17 protein-coding genes are annotated in these 17,848 nt (G+C 43.9%); 9 read left to right on the forward strand and 8 right to left on the reverse strand.

Features of this window, described 5'->3' with window-relative positions:
- Window positions 1-86 precede the first annotated feature (86 nt).
- The 3 genes from pflB (at window position 87) to rlmA (ending at window position 4,027) form a co-directional block, all read left to right on the forward strand.
- Window positions 87-2,369 carry a formate C-acetyltransferase gene (pflB, locus tag ACRRSW_RS15945; protein ID WP_432452256.1) on the forward strand — a complete coding sequence of 761 codons (2,283 nt, stop codon included), beginning with the start codon at window positions 87-89 and terminating at the stop codon, window positions 2,367-2,369.
- 92 nt (window positions 2,370-2,461) lie between these two features.
- Window positions 2,462-3,202, forward strand: a complete 741-nt coding sequence (gene pflA / locus ACRRSW_RS15950) for a pyruvate formate lyase 1-activating protein (protein WP_432452255.1) — start codon at window positions 2,462-2,464, stop codon at window positions 3,200-3,202.
- 27 nt (window positions 3,203-3,229) lie between these two features.
- Window positions 3,230-4,027, forward strand: a complete 798-nt coding sequence (gene rlmA / locus ACRRSW_RS15955) for a 23S rRNA (guanine(745)-N(1))-methyltransferase (RefSeq protein WP_432452254.1) — start codon at window positions 3,230-3,232, stop codon at window positions 4,025-4,027.
- Here the strand turns inward: rlmA and yfbV are convergent.
- Window positions 4,015-4,476 carry a terminus macrodomain insulation protein YfbV gene (yfbV, locus tag ACRRSW_RS15960; protein ID WP_432452253.1) on the reverse strand — a complete coding sequence of 154 codons (462 nt, stop codon included), beginning with the start codon at window positions 4,474-4,476 and terminating at the stop codon, window positions 4,015-4,017. The genes rlmA and yfbV overlap by 13 nt on opposite strands.
- 304 nt (window positions 4,477-4,780) lie before the next feature.
- Between yfbV and ACRRSW_RS15965 the strand changes: the two genes are divergently transcribed.
- Together ACRRSW_RS15965 and pta are read left to right on the forward strand one after the other, a co-directional pair.
- Window positions 4,781-5,980, forward strand: coding sequence for an acetate kinase (locus tag ACRRSW_RS15965; RefSeq protein WP_432452252.1), 1,200 nt, complete (start codon window positions 4,781-4,783; stop codon window positions 5,978-5,980).
- Between the two features lie 73 nt (window positions 5,981-6,053).
- Window positions 6,054-8,189: a phosphate acetyltransferase gene (gene pta, locus ACRRSW_RS15970; protein WP_432452251.1), complete on the forward strand. Its 2,136-nt coding sequence runs from the start codon at window positions 6,054-6,056 to the stop codon at window positions 8,187-8,189.
- Window positions 8,190-8,672: 483 nt separating this feature from the next.
- Here pta and ACRRSW_RS15975 read toward each other — a convergent pair whose 3' ends face one another.
- From ACRRSW_RS15975 to ACRRSW_RS15995, 5 genes are all read right to left on the reverse strand, one after another.
- Window positions 8,673-9,035, reverse strand: coding sequence for a P-II family nitrogen regulator (locus ACRRSW_RS15975; protein ID WP_432452250.1), 363 nt, complete (start codon window positions 9,033-9,035; stop codon window positions 8,673-8,675).
- A gap of 1 nt (window position 9,036) precedes the next feature.
- Window positions 9,037-9,807, reverse strand: a complete 771-nt coding sequence (locus ACRRSW_RS15980; protein WP_432459833.1) for a DUF1538 domain-containing protein — start codon at window positions 9,805-9,807, stop codon at window positions 9,037-9,039.
- The gene (locus ACRRSW_RS15985) at window positions 9,807-10,541 is read right to left on the reverse strand and encodes a DUF1538 family protein (RefSeq protein WP_432459834.1); all 735 of its coding nucleotides are present in this window, start codon (window positions 10,539-10,541) and stop codon (window positions 9,807-9,809) included. Before ACRRSW_RS15985 ends, ACRRSW_RS15980 begins: the two co-directional genes overlap by 1 nt.
- A 107-nt stretch (window positions 10,542-10,648) precedes the next feature.
- Window positions 10,649-11,533: a class I SAM-dependent methyltransferase gene (locus ACRRSW_RS15990; RefSeq protein WP_432452247.1), complete on the reverse strand. Its 885-nt coding sequence runs from the start codon at window positions 11,531-11,533 to the stop codon at window positions 10,649-10,651.
- 7 nt (window positions 11,534-11,540) lie between these two features.
- On the reverse strand, window positions 11,541-12,575 hold the full coding sequence (locus ACRRSW_RS15995; protein ID WP_432452246.1) for an AI-2E family transporter: 1,035 nt from the start codon (window positions 12,573-12,575) through the stop codon (window positions 11,541-11,543).
- Window positions 12,576-12,674: 99 nt separating this feature from the next.
- Here ACRRSW_RS15995 and ACRRSW_RS16000 point away from each other — a divergent pair, with 99 nt between their 5' ends.
- A complete protein-coding gene (locus ACRRSW_RS16000; protein WP_432452245.1) occupies window positions 12,675-13,184 on the forward strand; it encodes a 2-amino-4-hydroxy-6-hydroxymethyldihydropteridine diphosphokinase in 510 nt (169 codons plus the stop codon).
- On the opposite strand, the gene ACRRSW_RS16005 is transcribed toward ACRRSW_RS16000, so the two are convergent.
- Window positions 13,110-13,823 carry an SDR family oxidoreductase gene (locus ACRRSW_RS16005; RefSeq protein ID WP_432452244.1) on the reverse strand — a complete coding sequence of 238 codons (714 nt, stop codon included), beginning with the start codon at window positions 13,821-13,823 and terminating at the stop codon, window positions 13,110-13,112. The genes ACRRSW_RS16000 and ACRRSW_RS16005 overlap by 75 nt on opposite strands.
- Window positions 13,824-13,909: 86 nt before the next feature.
- On the opposite strand from ACRRSW_RS16005, the gene ACRRSW_RS16010 reads away from it, so the two are divergent.
- Entirely contained in the window at window positions 13,910-14,812 is a 903-nt protein-coding gene (locus tag ACRRSW_RS16010; protein ID WP_432452243.1) for a TIGR01777 family oxidoreductase, read from the forward strand.
- A 58-nt stretch (window positions 14,813-14,870) separates the two neighbouring features.
- On the opposite strand, the gene ACRRSW_RS16015 is transcribed toward ACRRSW_RS16010, so the two are convergent.
- Entirely contained in the window at window positions 14,871-15,557 is a 687-nt protein-coding gene (locus ACRRSW_RS16015) for a DNA-3-methyladenine glycosylase I (RefSeq protein ID WP_432452242.1), read from the reverse strand.
- A gap of 607 nt (window positions 15,558-16,164) precedes the next feature.
- Here ACRRSW_RS16015 and ACRRSW_RS16020 point away from each other — a divergent pair.
- Window positions 16,165-16,608, forward strand: coding sequence for a MarR family winged helix-turn-helix transcriptional regulator (locus ACRRSW_RS16020; RefSeq protein WP_432452241.1), 444 nt, complete (start codon window positions 16,165-16,167; stop codon window positions 16,606-16,608).
- Between the two features lie 15 nt (window positions 16,609-16,623).
- Window positions 16,624-17,712, forward strand: a complete 1,089-nt coding sequence (locus tag ACRRSW_RS16025; protein ID WP_432459835.1) for a DUF4405 domain-containing protein — start codon at window positions 16,624-16,626, stop codon at window positions 17,710-17,712.
- Window positions 17,713-17,848 lie beyond the last annotated feature (136 nt).

Consider the following 17,848-nt stretch of genomic DNA (forward strand, 5'->3'; position numbering starts at 1 on the left):
CTAGGCTAAAAGGAGTAGCGCTTTGCGCGCTACTTTATACAACGTAATTTATTCATTTGTATACCAACTTATAGGTGGAACAAGAAATGACAGAGAAGAACGAAGTTTTTGCTGAATCATGGGCAGGTTTTAAAACTGGCGAATGGCAAAATGAAGTTAACGTTCGTGACTTTATTCAAACTAACTATACCCCATATGAAGGCGATGAAAGCTTTTTAGCAGGGTCAACCGAAGCAACGGATAAGCTTTGGGCAAAAGTTATGGAAGGCATTAAAGAGGAAAACCGCACTCACTCGCCGGTAGACTTCGATACTTCAGTTATCTCAACCATCACCTCACATGATGCTGGTTACATCAATCAAGATTTAGAAACTATTGTTGGCTTGCAAACTGAAGCACCGTTGAAACGTGCGATCATCCCAAATGGCGGCATTCGGATGATCGAGGGTTCTTGTAAAGCTTACGATCGTGAATTAGACCCTGCGGTTAGCAAGATCTACTCAGAGTACCGTAAAACCCATAACCAAGGTGTATTCGACGTATACACTGGCGCGATCATGAAATGTCGTAAATCAGGCGTATTAACTGGTTTACCTGATGCTTATGGCCGTGGACGTATCATTGGTGACTACCGTCGCGTTGCCTTATACGGCATTGATTTCTTAATGGCCGATAAAGTAAAACAGCATCGTTCGTTAGAAAAAGATCTCATTAAAGGTGACACCTTAGAAGCAACGATTCGCCTTCGTGAAGAAATCAACGAACAGTATCGTGCTTTAGCTCAAATTAAAGAAATGGCAGCCAAATACGGTTGTGATATTTCAGTGCCAGCTAAAACTGCAAAAGAAGCCGTTCAGTGGACTTACTTTGGTTACTTGGCCGCCGTTAAGTCACAAAATGGCGCGGCAATGTCATTTGGCCGTACCACAACTTTCTTAGACGTTTACATCGAGCGCGACATGGCTGCTGGCCTGATCACTGAAAGTGAAGCGCAAGAACTGGTTGACCACTTGGTCATGAAGTTACGTATGGTTCGTTTCCTACGTACTCCTGAGTATGATGACTTGTTCTCTGGTGACCCAATTTGGGCAACTGAGTCAATGGGTGGTATGGGTGTTGATGGTCGAACCCTAGTAAGCCGTACTGCGTTCCGTTTCTTGAACACCCTATACACTATGGGTCCTTCTCCAGAGCCAAACATTACCGTATTATGGTCAGAGAAATTACCGCTTAACTTCAAAAAATACTGTGCCAAAGTATCTATCGATACTTCATCAATTCAATACGAAAATGATGATTTAATGCGCACTGATTTTGATAACGACGATTACGCCATCGCATGTTGTGTATCACCAATGGTTGTTGGTAAACAAATGCAGTTCTTTGGTGCTCGCGCGAACTTAGCAAAAACCCTGCTGTACTCCATGAATGGCGGTATGGATGAGAAACTAAAAATCCAAGTAGGTCCTGTTGGCGAAAAAGTAACCGATGAAGTATTAAATTACGACGACATCATGGCTCGCTTAGACACCTTCATGGATTGGTTAGCAGAGCAATATGTCACCGCTCTAAACTGCATTCACTATATGCATGACAAGTACAGCTACGAAGCATCGTTGATGGCACTTCATGATCGTGACGTATACCGTACCATGGCTTGTGGTATTGCTGGATTATCAGTTGCTGCAGACTCACTATCAGCGATTAAATATGCTGAAGTGAAGCCAATTCGTGACGAAGATGGCATTGCTGTAGATTTTGAAATCAACGGTGATTACCCTAAATTTGGTAACAACGATGATCGTGTAGATAGCATCGCAGTTGACTTGGTTGAGCGCTTCATGAACAAAATCCGTAAGCTTAAAACTTACCGTGATGCTGTTCCGACTCAATCTGTACTTACCATCACTTCTAACGTGGTCTATGGTAAGAAAACAGGTACCACACCAGATGGGCGTAAAGCCGGCGCTCCATTTGCACCGGGAGCAAACCCAATGCATGGTCGTGACGAAAAAGGTGCTGTAGCATCATTAACTTCGGTCGCTAAACTACCATTTGCTAACGCACAAGACGGTATTTCTTATACTTTCTCTATCGTGCCAAACGCTCTAGGTAAAGATGACGATACTCAAAAAACCAACCTGGCTGGTTTGATGGACGGTTACTTCTACCACAACACTGATGTGGAAGGTGGCCAACACCTCAACGTGAACGTGATGAACCGTGAAATGTTAGTTGACGCGATGGAAAATCCTGAGAAATACCCTCAGTTAACCATCCGTGTATCGGGTTACGCAGTGCGTTTTAACTCACTAACAGCTGAGCAGCAACAAGACGTAATCACTCGTACTTTTACGCAAAGCATCTAATCTTAGCTTTAGTAGTTTCTGCTTAGCAGAAACTCCGGTTATAATTGACCTTGCCCTCATTGTTGGGCAAGGTTTTTTTTTGGGAGAAACAAATGTCTAGAATTGGGCGAATTCATTCAACAGAATCGTGCGGTACCGTCGATGGACCAGGGATCAGGTTTATCGTATTTATGCAAGGCTGTTTAATGCGCTGCCAATATTGTCATAATCGCGATACTTGGGACTTACATGACGGTAAAGAAATTTCTGTAGACGATTTAATGAATGACTTAACTCCCTATCGCCGTTTCATGAATGCTAGTGGTGGTGGTGTAACCGCCAGTGGTGGCGAAGCCATCCTACAAGCAGAGTTTGTTCGAGACTTATTTCGAGCCTGTCAGGCTCAAGGGATCCATACCTGCCTCGATACTAATGGTTACGTTCGTAAACATACGGAAGTGATTGACGAACTACTTGATGCTTCCGATCTGGTGATGCTCGACATTAAACAAATCCACGATGAAGTACACCAAGAATTGGTTGGCGTCAGTAATAAACGAACGCTGGATTTTGCTCGTTATCTACACAAAGTAGGCCAAACCACTTGGATCCGCTATGTTGTGGTTCCTGGTTTCACCGATGATGAACAATCGGCTCATGACTTAGGTCAGTTTCTCGCACCTTTCGACAACGTAGAAAAAATTGAATTACTCCCCTACCACGAGCTCGGAAAACACAAATGGACCGCCATGGGAGAAGATTACCCACTCGCTGGCGTAAAACCGCCGAGCAAAGAAACGATGGAAACCATTAAAGGGATCTTGCAACAATACCACAGCAAGGTTATCTACTAGTTTCACGCGATTAAGGCTTATTTTTTGATGATGATATGCCCCATTTGCCAGCTTCGGCTAAGCAAAGTAAACAAACAGTGGTCTTGTGCTAAAGGCCATTGTTTCGACCAAGCAAAAGAAGGCTACACCAACCTACTGGCCGTGCAACATAAGAATTCGAAGCAGCCAGGAGATAGCAAAGCGATGCTGCAAGCACGCCAACATTTTCTCAATCAAGGTCATTTTAATTTCTTAGCGGATGCTATCAATCAACTACTTTCGCTTCACCAAGCAAAATGCATTCTTGATTTAGGCTGTGGAGAAGGTTACTACACGGCAGCCATCCGTCAGGAGCAGGCACAAGCAGACGCAGTGATAGGTGTAGATATAGCAAAAGATGGGATCAGAATGGCAGCTAAACGTCACAAAAGTTGCCAATTTTTTGTGGCTAGTAACCACCGATTACCAATTGCCGATAACAGCATTGATTTTATCGTTCGTGTATTTGCCCCCAGCGATAATCAGGAGTTACTGCGTATCTCACATAACCATAGCTTTTTACTCAAAGTCGTCCCAGGAGCCAGGCATTTACAGCAATTACGACGTTTGATTTACAAGGAGTTGCAAGCGCATCAAGAACAAGCTGAAGAATTAGCTGGCTGGCGACTCACTGAGCAACAAAAAATAAGTCAGTTAGCCATATTAAATCAAGAAGATATGTCTGCCTTAACTAAAATGACGCCATTTGCTTGGAAAAATACCAAACTGCTAGAACAACAGCAATTAGCGCAATCACAATTCGAAATTGACTTTGAATTTGTATTACAATTATATCAACGAGGGTAATCAGTAAAGTCTTCAGCTAACACAAAGCTTTTATCAAAACGCTTGAAGGCTTTCCGCAACAAATCTGCTAATTCTTTATAACGAGGTTTCACCGCCAGAGGTGAAATACGCTCACCAGCCTCGGCCAATTTTTGATGTAGATCACGATACCAGTTAGCTAAGCTGGGCGGTAATAACTGATTTGCTCGACGTCCCAACCAATATAAACCATGTAAAGGCATTAAAAATATCACCGTCGCCATCATCACTGATTGTGGTAATATTTCAGTCAAATTAGCCATATACGGAAGCATAACTGTGACAACCGCTATCGCTGGCATCGTTTTCATCGCTAAAGAAGTCGCAAAAATAACTCGATTCTCAGGAAAAATGGGTGACAGCACACGCTGATTTGGCCAGCGTTTCATATAGTTATGTCCATCATTTAACATTTCAGAGAATTTACCCATGGACACCTCGCGACCAAAAATTGACCTAAACCAATAAATTAGTAATTTTTTTACAAATTCACTTAGTTATTAGTATGACATATATGATTAAAAATCCGTTTCAGGTATCATTGGCAGACAGCCGGTTTCATATAAATCACCTTAATATATTAAGTGTAGCTTGAATGGGACCTTGGCACTAGGTCAAATCAATTTTTGGCGGCGCTTAAGATTGGTTTTCCGGTTCAAACAACGGGTCTTCTAATACTCTACGTTTTTGAGCCACTGTCTATAATTGAACAAATTCAACAACAGGTGTCTATAAATGAGCAATAAGCTGGTACTCGTTCTTAATTGCGGTAGCTCTTCATTAAAATTTGCAGTGCTAAACGCTGTTAGCGGTGACGAGATTCTTTCTGGTTTGGCAGAATGCTTTAACTTAGAAGATGCACGTATCAAATGGAAGTTAAATGGCGAAAAAGGGGATTCAAAGCTAGGTGCCAATGCCGCACACCATGAAGCTATCGAATTTATTGTAAGCAACCTCTTAGAAAAAAATCCTGAAATTTTGAACGATATTGTGGCCGTTGGTCACCGCGTCGTTCATGGCGGAGAAAAGTTCACTCAATCAGCGATTATTGACGAAGCTGTCTTGGCTGGTATCGAAGACTGCGCTAGCTTAGCGCCACTGCATAATCCAGCTGCATTAATCGGCATTCGAGCGGCTCAAGATTGTTTTCCTCAGCAACCACACGTTGCAGTATTTGATACCGCCTTCCACCAAACCATGCCAGAAAGCGCGTTTCTTTATGCCTTACCTTATAAGCTATATAGCGAAAAAGGCATTCGCCGTTATGGTATGCATGGCACGAGTCACCTATTTGTATCTCGTGAAGCATCGGCAACCTTGGGTTTGCCTGTAGAAGAGACCAATGTGATCACCGCTCACCTAGGTAATGGCGCCTCACTCTGTGCCGTGAAGAACGGTAAAAGTGTTGATACCAGCATGGGGCTCACGCCGCTCGAAGGTTTGGTAATGGGCACTCGTTCTGGTGATATCGACCCTGCGATTATTTTCCATTTAGTCGACAATGAAGGCTATACATTAGAGCAAGTCAACAACATGCTTACCAAAGAGTCTGGTTTGATGGGCCTCACGGAAGAAAGCAGTGACTGTCGTTTTGTCGAAGAAGGCTACCAAAAAGGCAGCGACGCCGGGCTTCGTGCGATGAACGTATTCACTTACCGTTTAGCCAAAGCCATTATGTCTTACGCTGCAGCAATGGACGGTAAGCTAGATGCTCTCGTCTTTACTGGTGGCATTGGTGAAAATTCAGCTTTAGTTCGTCAATTAACCGTTGAAAAACTAGCGCTACTTGGTTTTAGTCTAGATGAGCAAGCAAACTTAGCTGCACGTTTTGGTAACTCAGGCAATATCGCCACTAGTACTAGCCGCCCAATTTTAGTGATTCCAACAAATGAAGAAATGGTTATTGCTCAAGATGCTGTCGCATTAACTCAGTAATAAAACATACTTTGTATCTAAGGTTAGATTTTAGTCTAGCCTTATTCTTTCACCTAACTTAAGAGGTACAGCCGTGGCTCGTACAATTATGTTAATCCCTGTTGGCGTTGGTGTTGGTGTAACATCCGTCAGTTTGGGAATGGTTCGCGCGATGGAGCGCAATGGCGTCAACGTTAATTTCTTTAAACCCATTGCCCAACCGAAAAGTCGCGAAAAAGGCGCTGAACGTTCTACAGCGATCATTCGCCAAGCATCAAATATTATTCCCCCAGAACCTTTTACCCAAGCCTATGCAGAAAACCTTATCAGCGCCAATCAAATTGATGATTTGCTTGAAGGCATTGTGGCTCGTTTTAATTCTGGAACATCTGGCGCAGAGATTGTTGTGGTAGAAGGCCTAGTCCCGACCTCTGAATCTCCTTACGCAACCAATGTTAACTATGGTATTGCCAAAGCTTTAGATGCCGATATGGTATTTGTTACCAACCCAGGTAACGATACTTCGCAACAGTTAAAAGAGCGCATGGAAATTGCGTGTAATAACTTTGGCGGTCTAAAAAACAAACGTATTATTGGTTGTATTATCAATAAAGTTGGTGCGCCTATCGACGAGCATGAAATTACTCGTCCAGACCTCACCGAAATGTTTGATAATAAATCAGACCATTCGACTAATCTTGAAGTGCTGCAGATGTTTGGCAAAAGCCCACTGCGTATTTTAGGCTGTATTCCTTGGAATGCGCCGCTGGTTTCACCACGTGCGCGAGATCTGGCGAATCACCTCAATGCTCGAGTGATTAACGAAGGTGACATGGATACTCGTTTAGGACGAGTGACTTTCTGTGCTCGCAGCATCCATAACATGGTCGAACATTTTAATGCGGGTAGCCTGTTAGTGACCTCTGGCGATCGCTCCGATGTGATTGTTTCAGCCTGCTTAGCAGCCATGAACGGTGTTAGAATTGGAGCCTTATTGCTGACTGGTGGTTATCAACCAGAACCTCAAGTTTTAAAACTATGTGAAGGTGCATTTGCCACTGGTTTACCAGTGATGTTGATTGAGTCAAACACTTGGCAAACTTCGTTAGCCTTACAAAGCTTCAATGCTGAAATCCCCGTTGACGATGCCTCACGGATCGAATTGGTACAGGACTACGTTGCTGGCCACATCGACAAACATTGGATAGAGTCATTAACGGCTATTTCTGCCCGTGCGCGTCGCTTGTCGCCACCCGCTTTCCGTTACCAGCTCACCGAAATGGCTCGCAGTGCCAATAAACGTATTGTATTACCAGAAGGTGAAGAACCGCGTACTATTGCAGCAGCTGCTATTTGTGCTGAACGTGGCATCGCTAAACCGGTATTACTTGGCAATCCTGAAGTAATTCATCGTATCGCTGGTCAACAAGGTGTCACTCTGGGTGACAATATTGAAATTTTCAACCCAGTTGAAATTCAAAATAAATATGTTGCGCCAATGGTAGAGTTACGCAAGGGTAAAGGCCTCACCGAAGTCGTTGCCAAAGAGCAACTTGAAGACAACGTGGTTCTGGGAACCATGATGCTAGCCAACGACGAAGTTGACGGCTTGGTTTCTGGTGCGGTCAATACCACAGCGAACACTATTCGCCCACCGCTTCAGTTGATTAAAACGGCACCAGGTTACAACCTAGTTAGCTCGATCTTCTTCATGCTGTTACCGGATCAAGTATTGGTTTATGGTGACTGTGCGATCAATCCAGATCCAAGCGCTGAACAACTTGCAGATATTGCAATTCAATCTGCAGAATCAGCGGTTGCCTTCGGAATTGAACCTCGGGTCGCAATGATCAGTTACTCAACGGGTAGTTCAGGCTCAGGCTCTGACGTTGAGAAAGTACGTGAAGCCACAAAAATTGCCAAGGAACGTCGTCCCGATCTGATCATCGACGGTCCATTGCAATATGATGCGGCTATCATGGAAAACGTTGCCAAGAGTAAAGCACCGAATAGCCCTGTGGCAGGTAAAGCAACGGTATTCATCTTCCCTGATTTGAATACTGGTAATACCACTTACAAAGCAGTACAACGTAGTGCCGACCTAATCAGTATCGGGCCAATGCTACAAGGTATGGCTAAACCAGTGAATGATTTGTCACGTGGTGCTTTAGTTGACGACATCGTCTACACGATCGCTTTAACAGCGATCCAAGCGAGCCAAAGAAAGTAAGCTAAGCGTTTTGCTTTGCAAAAATACCGCTCAATTAAATTGAGCGGTATTTTTATTTATACCGATCGCCAAATAAGCATAAGCGCTAACAATAAAACGCTTCAATCTTGTGCACCTACCTTCACTAACGAATACTGTTTAACCAATGAGTGGCCAAGGAAAAACAGCAAATACCTTTAAAATCGATCTCTTAAAGCAGCACTTGCTAACTTCAAGGGTTTTAAAGCTCTTGTTCTACGTCAACTTAAGTTTAAAAGTCATCTCTGTTTGGCTGATAAACCCACAGCCCCAGCTCGTATCTTAACAATCATAAGTGAACGAATCATTTTTAATCAAACCCAAAAAACCTTAAAAAACATAAATATAGAATCAAAAAACCACTTCATTCACATATTAATCCACAGATTATGTGGATAAGAATTATATAAAGTGAGAGTTACACACAGCTCCCGGTATTTATTTGACATAATTCACTATATTTATTCACAACCCACTTAAATCATCATCAGGACCACGATGCGTGAGCGCGTGAATTTGATGTGCAACGCCAACCACGTCTTCCACATCCAGCAGCACCGCAATGCCTTGACCTTCTTCTTGATCAAAATCAGCCACAGCACTAATCGTATTTAAGATAGGTTTCGCCAAATGACTTTCTACCACAAACAATAAGACGTCGCGCTGCGACTCGAGATTCAAACCAAAGAACGTTTTTTTACGATGCACTCCCTCCCCCCGCGCATTGTTAATCACAGTCGCACCTGTCGCGCCAGCAGCGCGAGCCGAGTCTAATACCAAACTGGTTTTTTGATCGTCAACAAAAGCTAGAATCAACTTAAATTTCATCTTATTCTCCAGATAAATCAGAATGGGCTAAATAATGAGTAATTTGTGCATAAGCTAATACCGAGATAATTGGAAACAAACTAGCAAAAGCAATCAGACCAAAACCGTCCAAGAGTGGACTACGCCCAGGCACAGCATCAGCCAAACCTAATCCCAATGCAGTCACTAAAGGCACGGTCACTGTCGAAGTGGTCACTCCACCACTATCATAGGCCAAGGGAATGATCGCTTTCGGAGCAAACAAGGTTTGTATTCCAACCAATACGTAACCAAAAATAATGTAATACTGTAGCGGGTCACCTACCACAATGCGGTAAGAACCTAGGGCGAGACCGAAAGCGACACCTAAAGCAACCGAAACACGTAAACCACCAATCGAAACCACTCCCCCAGAAACGGCATTCGCTTTAATCGCCACGGCCAATAACGACGGTTCTGCAATCGTGGTACTAAAACCAATCGCAGCAGAGAATATGTAAACCCATAGGTAGGCCTGCCAATGACTCCCTGGGGCATCACTCAGCGACACAAAACCTAGATGGGTTAATTGGATCGCCATAGTTTGCCCCAAAGGGAATAAAGCCTGCTCAAGACCCAATAAGAACAATACCATCCCCAGCACCACAAAAAATGTCCCCATTAATAACTGACGAGGCTGATGAAGCGGCTTTTTAATAACCAGATATTGAAAGACTAGAATTGTGAGTACAATCGGAAAAATATCGCCTAGCGTGGAAAACAAGGTCTCGAAAAACTCTAGCCACCAGCGCATCAATAAATAATCCCGTAAAGCATCACAAAAATCATCGGCGTTAACGAGGCTAAAGCAATCAAACCAAACCCATCTAATAAGGGATTTCTTCCTTCAATTGAAGCCGCTAAACCGATCCCAAGTGCAGTAACTAAGGGGACGGTGATTGTCGAGGTGGTGACACCTCCAGAATCATAGGCGATACCGATAATTTCTTCGGGAGCAAATATGGTAAGTATCACAATCAAGCCATAACCCGCGATGATCATCAGATAAAGCGGCCACCCTTGAATAATACGGATCACCCCAATCACAATGGCTAAGCCAACCGCAAAGGCAACACTTAAACGCAAGCCTGCGGCATATTCATCCATGCTCCCCTTATCCGATGCAATATGCTGCGCTTGGGCTGCAACCTCAGCCGCTTCCCTGGTAACAGCGATCAGGGCAGGTTCAGCAATGGTTGTCCCAAATCCCAAACAGAATGCAAAAGCCAATAGCGCAACCAAGCTTCCCTTATTGGCAAAAGCATGCGCCAGTTGTTCGCCAATCGGGAATAAACCAAGCTCCAAGCCCATCACAAAACAACTTAAACCCACCACGACCATCACCGTACCGCCGAGGATCTGTAGAACATTTGGAAATGAACTGTCTAATACAAACCATTGAAAAAACAGGATCACGAATACAATCGGCGAAATGTCCCGAATACTTTTAAGCAGAGATGAAAAAAAATGTGAGAACCGAAAACCCATACCACGCCTTTGAGCTGAAATAAGCCCTATATCAAGCGTAGCAGAGCAAAATCCAGCTCGAGACAATGACCATAAGCTATCACTCGAACTGTGAGGGCGGTGGTCGTTTAAACTGGATTATTTTTAAAAATGAGTACTTTTAGGCCGTCATCCTCTGACTTCTCCAATACCCTTTCGGGACGTTCAAGCGTCGTCAGCAACGACAGTTGGGGGCACTCACTTTCAACAACATCAATGAGAAACTGACAACCAAGCCAGGGGGCGTTCAAGCAAAGCATCGCCAAGCCCTCCTCCGCTAATAAACTCGGGAGTTGACGAATTATCCGAGGGTAATCTTTTTCGACTAAAAAACTACCTTTTTGCATTGATGGTGGATCAGCGATCACCAAATCATAGGGACCATGTTTACGCAACTTGCCCCAAGATTTAAACAAATCATGACCAAAGAAACGGGCTTTCTTATCATCAAGTTGATTGAGTCTTAGGTTATCCCGGCCAACACTTAGCGCAGCCTTACTCATATCAATATTCACCACCGCTTGCGCACCACCAGCCAACGCAGCAACGGCAAACCCACAGGTGTAAGAAAACAGGTTAAGAACTCGCTTATTATTGGCCTGCTCTCTGACCCAGCGTCGGCCACTGGCCATATCAAGAAATAACCCAAAGTTTTGATGTCGTCCCAGTTCAACCTTATAACGTAAACCCTGCTCCATCACCTCAACAGGTGTCTGTTCACAGCCCCACAAATGGCGAACCGGAGCCATCGGCTGATCTCGCTGTTGTAAAAAAACGCCTTCTACTAAGGACGGTTCACTGAGTTGAGCAACCAATTCGGCTAACGGCTCATCAGCCAATGGCGCGTAAGCAACGATCAGCATCACTGGCGGAAGCCATTCAATATTAAATGCCTCGGCACCAGCGATACAATGCCCTCTACCATGCAGCACTCGCAAGGCTTGCCCATCGAGTGTGGGTAATTCTACTCTCATCTACTACTTAACTCTCTTTTAGGTCGTCTGGGTGGCTTAAGATCCGTGAAAACCAATGGCCGCTATTACTCGACTCAAGGCCAATTTTTACGATCATGGTTAGCGGCACCGATAGTAACATTCCAACACTACCAAATAACCATCCCCAAAAAATCAATGATAACACTACGACCAAGGAGGACAGACCTAAACCTTTACCCATGATACGTGGCTCCACGATATTACCCATCACCAGATTAACCGTTACATATAGCCCAGCCACCGCCAAAGCCTGACTCGGCCCTAACTGAAGTAGCGCTAATAGCACAGCGGGTACGGCAGCAATCAGCGAGCCAACGTTAGGAATATAATTGAGTAAAAAAGCCAAAATGCCCCATAACACGGCATAATCCAGATCGAGCAAACTCAAGACAATGGTGATGGGGATGGCCGTGCCAAGGCTAATCATGGTCTTAACCGCAATATAACTATTGACCGACTTGAGAAATTTGTTCACCTGCGACATGCGAACATCGGGATTATGAATCGCATCATGTACCCGCTGCGGCATCGTATCGGCCTCTAACAACATGAATATCGTCACCAATAAAATGATAAAAATATTAGCAGCTGCACCACTTAAACCAGTTAAGGTATTGGCGAATACCCCCAATATCACCCCAGGATCGAAATAATCAGTGACCACACTCATCGATAGATCAATATCAAACCTTGCGGCGAAGGTAATCAACTTCGCGAGATGAACCAGTAGCTGCTCTCGGTAGGCTGGAATAGACGATCTAAAATCACTAATAGAGCTCCCCACTACACCAGCCAATAACAAAATAACGCTCACGATCAACAGTAACACTGCCATCACAGCAAGTACCCGCGGGATACGAATACGCGTCAAAAAACTCACCACCGGACTGGCAATAATGGCGATGAATAGAGATAACAAAAAAGGGATCAGCACTGGGGTTGCAGCTTTTAATCCAGCCAATACCACAATCAGGGCAGCTGCGGTCACCAAACCATGGCGTATCGAAGTTGGTTGATTCACCGAACACTCCTAAAATATTATTTGATGCTCAGCAGTTTAGCTTGCATCAGCGCTGGCGAAAAGGCTAAATAAAAACCTATCAATCATCTGGGGTCACCAATGTATTACCTTTGTAGTCTGGGGAGCAATATTCAACCGCTGCAACACATACCGCAGGCAGTAAAGCAGCTTTGTATTCGTTTGCACCCCATCACCTTTAGTGCCTTTATACAAACCGCACCCTCACAACTGCAATCAAAACATGATTTCATCAATGGCTTGGCCTGGTTTCATTCCCATCAATCAGCCCCCACGCTAAAACGTTTTTTCAATCAACTAGAAGATTTTCATGGCCGCAATCGCAAAGATCCCCTCTCCAGTGACAAAGACCGCCCCTTAGATATTGATTTAATCGGTGCAGCTAAGCAGCCTCAATTGTTAAGCCTGTTACATCCAGATGAATTTTTAATCCCACTACATCAACAGTTATTTGGTCAAAACGTCGAGCTACAGCAAGTCGTAGAGTTTGAGTTATGCATTGATCATCAGCCAGGTTTACCATTGGGCCAAGGACCGACCACCATCAACTTTGATAGAACAACCGGTCAAATAGTCGTTTTCAATCAATAAAATCATGGTTTGCCAGATGGGTGCGAAGCCCCCCTCTTTCGCCAAAGGCGTCTGTGCCAATACCTGCTGGCGATGCACCTTAGTATGTTCAGTTAGGAATTGCATCGGCCCCGGTTCAATCGCATTCACTCGAACCGCAGGCGCCCAATGGGTCGCATAAGACCGCATTAAATTCGCTAAACCTGCTTTCGACGCACAGTAACTACGAAATGCCGAGTGGGGTTGTTCAGCATAAATATCGGTTAACATCACTACACTGCCCTTTGCCCTAACTAAAGCCGGATGCAAGGCTTCATTCAACAATTTAGGAGCCAACATATGCACGGCATACATCGCGTCAAAAAAATCGGCTTGTTGTTCAAGGCTATGTTGTTGCTCATCTTGGAGAAACAATGAAGCATTATGGACCAGCACATCTAAACGAGTACATTGCTGAGTCACCGCTTGAATAAAGGCCAACAAGGACGAACGTTGACTGAAATCGGCTTGGAATAGACTCACGCCACGTGCGCGTAACTCATCTAACCCGCTTCGCTCACTGCGATATTGGCCTATAACCTGATAACCCAAGTCAAGAAATTGATGTGCAAGAAAAAAACCCAAACGGCGGCCAACCCCGGTGATTAAAACAGTCGTCATGCTCTACCCTTCCTATAAAACTCTGCTATTGTTGACTAAATTAAGGCGTAATATTACAAGCTCTATATAAGGAGTTGTGGTTAACGATGAAAATTTTACTCACAGGCGGAACTGGTTTTATCGGTAGCCGACTGGTAAAACATCTACAGTTTAGTCATGAACTAACCGTTCTATCACGTGCGCCCATTAAAGCCTACCAGAAGCTAGGGCACAATCTATTGGCAATCCCTTCGCTCAAGGATTTAACCGACTTAAATGAGTTTGATGCGGTAATTAACCTAGCCGGAGAGCCGATTGCTAATCGACGCTGGACCAAACATCAAAAACAGCAGATCTGCAACAGTCGGTGGCAAATCACGGAACAACTTCTGCTTTTATTTCAACAAAGCCAACAGCCGCCCCATACCTTTATTAGCGGTAGCGCCATTGGCTATTATGGCACTCAAGGAGAACAGGATCTTGATGAATCGAGCATGATTAAGGATGACTCATTTCCTCATCAAGTATGTAAACAATGGGAAGCAATTGCGCTACAAGCCCAGTCAAGTCATACCCGGGTGTGTTTATTACGCACCGGCGTAGTGATGGGCATCGAAGGTGGCGCATTAGCCAAAATGTTGCCAGCATTTAAACTCGGCTTAGGTGGCCCGATTGCCAATGGTCAACAGATGATGTCATGGATCCATATTAGTGACTTGGTCGATGCCGTGATTTTTTTGTTAAAAAATCAACACTGTCACGGCCCATACAACCTTACAGCCCCCACCCCAGTGAGCAACCAGCTGTTTAGTCAAACCTTAGCCAAACAACTAAAGCGGCCCTGTTTCGTGCGAACTCCGGCTTGGTTACTCAACACGGCTTTAGGCGATATGGCCAGTCTCATCACTGAAGGGCAAAAAGTGCTGCCTGCTCGCCTAAGAGAGGATGGCTTTAGCTTCCGCTATAAAGAAATAAATCATGCACTTAAAGAAATCCTGGCGAAGAATTAACGGCAAGTTCACTAAGACGCCGCCAAGAGCAACTCGAACAAGCACTCTTATATAGTGCTCAATCAAGGTTATTCTCACCCACCGAGTATGCGAGCGTCTGACTAATGGTGGCCAAAGGTAGACCACTTTGCAACTGCCAACGGTTAAACACCTGTTGCACCGTATTTAAACCCTTCACACTAGTCGGCTGCTTATCCACAACACCACGATTCACCAAATAAGCCACCACGTCCTTAGACAAAATAAAGGTATCTTTGCCCATTCTTCGCAAGGCATAGGCCGCTGAATTCCCCCCCAAGCGAGCGCCCTGCTTTTTTAAATATAGCCACAAACCAACAATATCATCGTTGGGCCAATCCGCTATAAATTTAGCAAAACTGCCATGCTCAGCCGCAAGTTTTAAAATCATCTGCGCGTTGACTGGTACTGTGATTATTTTCTGACGATTACGGATAATGCTGGCATCATTAGATAAACGCTCAATATGAGAATCATCCAGCAACAACATTTTTTCAGGCTCAAAATCAAAAAACGCTCGTTCGAAATCGGGCCACTTGTTTTCGACAACTCGCCATACAAAGCCCGACTGAAAAATCACTTTAGTAAACATCGACAACCAACGGTCATCACTCACGGTGGATAAATACTCAGAACTGAATGGCGCAGTTAAGAGATGTTGAAGTGCTGCATCACCACCTTTACGCTCGGCGGCTCTCTGCCAAATTGATGAAAAATCTTCTACCAAACTACAATCCTTAATTCATTGTCAGTTAAGCGCTCACTACGATTTACTTAAAACCAAGATAGTAAATCTTGTGAGTACTTAGATAAGTAAATTCTATCAGGCACTTATATTCAATGCTGTATTTAAAGCTTTATCAAACCAATTTTACCGAGCCAAAGCGTAAAGTACCCGACCTGCTGGTCGAGATTCTATGGGCAAGGGTATATGCCGCCGTCGCCGAAGGCACCTAGCATGAAGACTGCTTCGCTTTGTCGCTGATGTTTTCAGTGAATTTTATTCACCACTGGCTACCAAGAGCTAATGACGCATTCATATAGAGCAAACAATGAACCTGCAGGCTCTAAAAAATGAACCAACTTGATTGCCCAATTAAAATTAGCCTTGTGTCCTTGCCGCAAGCTTATCCATTTGGTGGGTGCAGAAATACACTAGGCGGCGTCACTCATTCGCTAAACGATGTTGATGCATTTTAAAATACTTGCTTTTACTCTCCTTTCTAAATACACTTAAGCACCTTAACCATTAAGATACTTAAGCATTCTTATTACCCACTGTTAGCAATCAATGCCAATGCTCTATTTTTAACACTTAAAGGCGCTTAACGAATATGGACCATCTACCCCAACTGATTACAGCAACATTTCGAGAAATAGCCATTATTCATGAGCGCATGGAAATTATCTTAAAGGAAAACCTGCCATCTGAACTGCCAACCTCCCAGTTCAAATTACTCAATCACCTTATTTACACAACCAACAGCCAAGAGACCGCCAGCCAGCTAGCGAAAAATTCACATGTGAGCCTGTCTGCGATGAGTCAAATAATTAAGCAATTAAGCAATAAAGGTTATGTTTCCTTACAGATCCGCGACCACGATGCGAGAAAAAAAACAATTTTAATAACCGAACAAGGACGTATCGCTCACCAAAACGCCTTAACGCAGATTGATATTGTCCTTAAATCATTTGCCCCTAATTTTAGCCTGGTCGACATTCAACAACTGTTCAAATTAATCAATCAGTTTCGCCGCGAGTTTGAACAACACACTTAGTTATGGAGAAATATTATGCGTGAACATTCAACACATGCGCTACCTTCGGCTTCTAGGTCAAAAACCAAAAAACGAAATGGTAATAGTCGATCTTGGGTGAGTATTAACCTTGTTGGCGCATTAATGGGCATGGCCGTTACTGGTGTACTTTCTTATGGAATGGCTTATAACGAAATAATAGCAGGTATACATACTTGGTTCGGTATTGCATTCATCCTGTTAATGGCATTCCATTTACGGAACAACTTTAGAGTTATCCTCACTTATTTAACTCAGGATAAAGCTAAGCTTTGGTTAACCACCAGTGTGGTGAGTATATTAAGCCTTACGCTCGGAGTCATATTAGCAGTCCCACCATTTAGTAGCGTATTAAGCTTTGGTCAAGAACTTCGTAAATCAGTGACTCTTAGTGAAGGAAGTTATCAAACATTAACCACCCACATTGGCAGCAATGGTCTTCCAATTTCAATTGAATTGCGTAAAGGGGAGCACTATGAGTCGGAACCACAAGCACTGTTTTTAGGCATGACTTACACCACTGTGCCCCAGGTCGCTTTTTGGATTGAAGATTTGGCCGGTCACTATATTGATACTTTATACGTTACTCAAAAAACCAGTAATGGCGGTTTTATTCCTAACGAGGATCTATTTGGCTTGGTGAGTCGCCCTGAAGCCCTCCCCTATTGGGCACATCAACGTGGAGTAAAGTATAAAAACAACCTCATGGTGCCGGATGCTAATAATACTGATTTAGATGGCGTGACTGGTGCAACTCCCCTCGGAAACTACGATATTAACAGTAAAGTGAACAGCGCTTTGCGACAGTTTAGAGTGATGATGGAAATAAATCGCTCTTATGATTTCAATTCTTATTACACCAAAGACAAATATCCTCAAGACCCTATTTATAGTGGTTCTGGTTCATCTGGACAACCCTCGGTGATCTATGCAGCATCAATCGATTTAGATGATCCACAAAGCACTTATCTAATGAAACCGATAGGTCATGGGCATTATTCTGGGGCTAACGGTATTCTATATACAAACATGACAGGTATCGACACCGCCTTGCAATTGGTTCAACGTGTCATTATCGATATCTAAGATGCGAATCTTCGTTTAAAAGTCCTATAGCCCTGGAATAATGGCCAATATCTCTCGTGAAAACAGCCGCAATGCATCGAGAGTTTTGGCCTTTATACAAACCTTTGGTCAATGCTTGGGAGCGGCCTTTATCGGC

It is taken from the genome of Agarivorans sp. QJM3NY_25 (assembly GCF_050870875.2).
Classification (GTDB): domain Bacteria; phylum Pseudomonadota; class Gammaproteobacteria; order Enterobacterales; family Celerinatantimonadaceae; genus Agarivorans.

What these genes read in the sequence shown, in the direction of transcription:
- pflB (WP_432452256.1), top strand. Translation starts at nt 87, where the DNA reads ATGACAGAGAAGAACGAAGTTTTTGCTGAATCATGGGCAGGTTTTAAA.
- pflA (WP_432452255.1), top strand. Translation starts at nt 2,462, where the DNA reads ATGTCTAGAATTGGGCGAATTCATTCAACAGAATCGTGCGGTACCGTC.
- rlmA (WP_432452254.1), top strand. Translation starts at nt 3,230, where the DNA reads ATGATGATATGCCCCATTTGCCAGCTTCGGCTAAGCAAAGTAAACAAA.
- yfbV (WP_432452253.1), bottom strand. Translation starts at nt 4,476, where the DNA reads ATGGGTAAATTCTCTGAAATGTTAAATGATGGACATAACTATATGAAA.
- ACRRSW_RS15965 (WP_432452252.1), top strand. Translation starts at nt 4,781, where the DNA reads ATGAGCAATAAGCTGGTACTCGTTCTTAATTGCGGTAGCTCTTCATTA.
- ACRRSW_RS15975 (WP_432452250.1), bottom strand. Translation starts at nt 9,035, where the DNA reads ATGAAATTTAAGTTGATTCTAGCTTTTGTTGACGATCAAAAAACCAGT.
- ACRRSW_RS15980 (WP_432459833.1), bottom strand. Translation starts at nt 9,807, where the DNA reads ATGCGCTGGTGGCTAGAGTTTTTCGAGACCTTGTTTTCCACGCTAGGC.
- ACRRSW_RS15985 (WP_432459834.1), bottom strand. Translation starts at nt 10,541, where the DNA reads ATGGGTTTTCGGTTCTCACATTTTTTTTCATCTCTGCTTAAAAGTATT.
- ACRRSW_RS15990 (WP_432452247.1), bottom strand. Translation starts at nt 11,533, where the DNA reads ATGAGAGTAGAATTACCCACACTCGATGGGCAAGCCTTGCGAGTGCTG.
- ACRRSW_RS16000 (WP_432452245.1), top strand. Translation starts at nt 12,675, where the DNA reads ATGTATTACCTTTGTAGTCTGGGGAGCAATATTCAACCGCTGCAACAC.
- ACRRSW_RS16005 (WP_432452244.1), bottom strand. Translation starts at nt 13,823, where the DNA reads ATGACGACTGTTTTAATCACCGGGGTTGGCCGCCGTTTGGGTTTTTTT.
- ACRRSW_RS16010 (WP_432452243.1), top strand. Translation starts at nt 13,910, where the DNA reads ATGAAAATTTTACTCACAGGCGGAACTGGTTTTATCGGTAGCCGACTG.
- ACRRSW_RS16020 (WP_432452241.1), top strand. Translation starts at nt 16,165, where the DNA reads ATGGACCATCTACCCCAACTGATTACAGCAACATTTCGAGAAATAGCC.
- ACRRSW_RS16025 (WP_432459835.1), top strand. Translation starts at nt 16,624, where the DNA reads ATGCGTGAACATTCAACACATGCGCTACCTTCGGCTTCTAGGTCAAAA.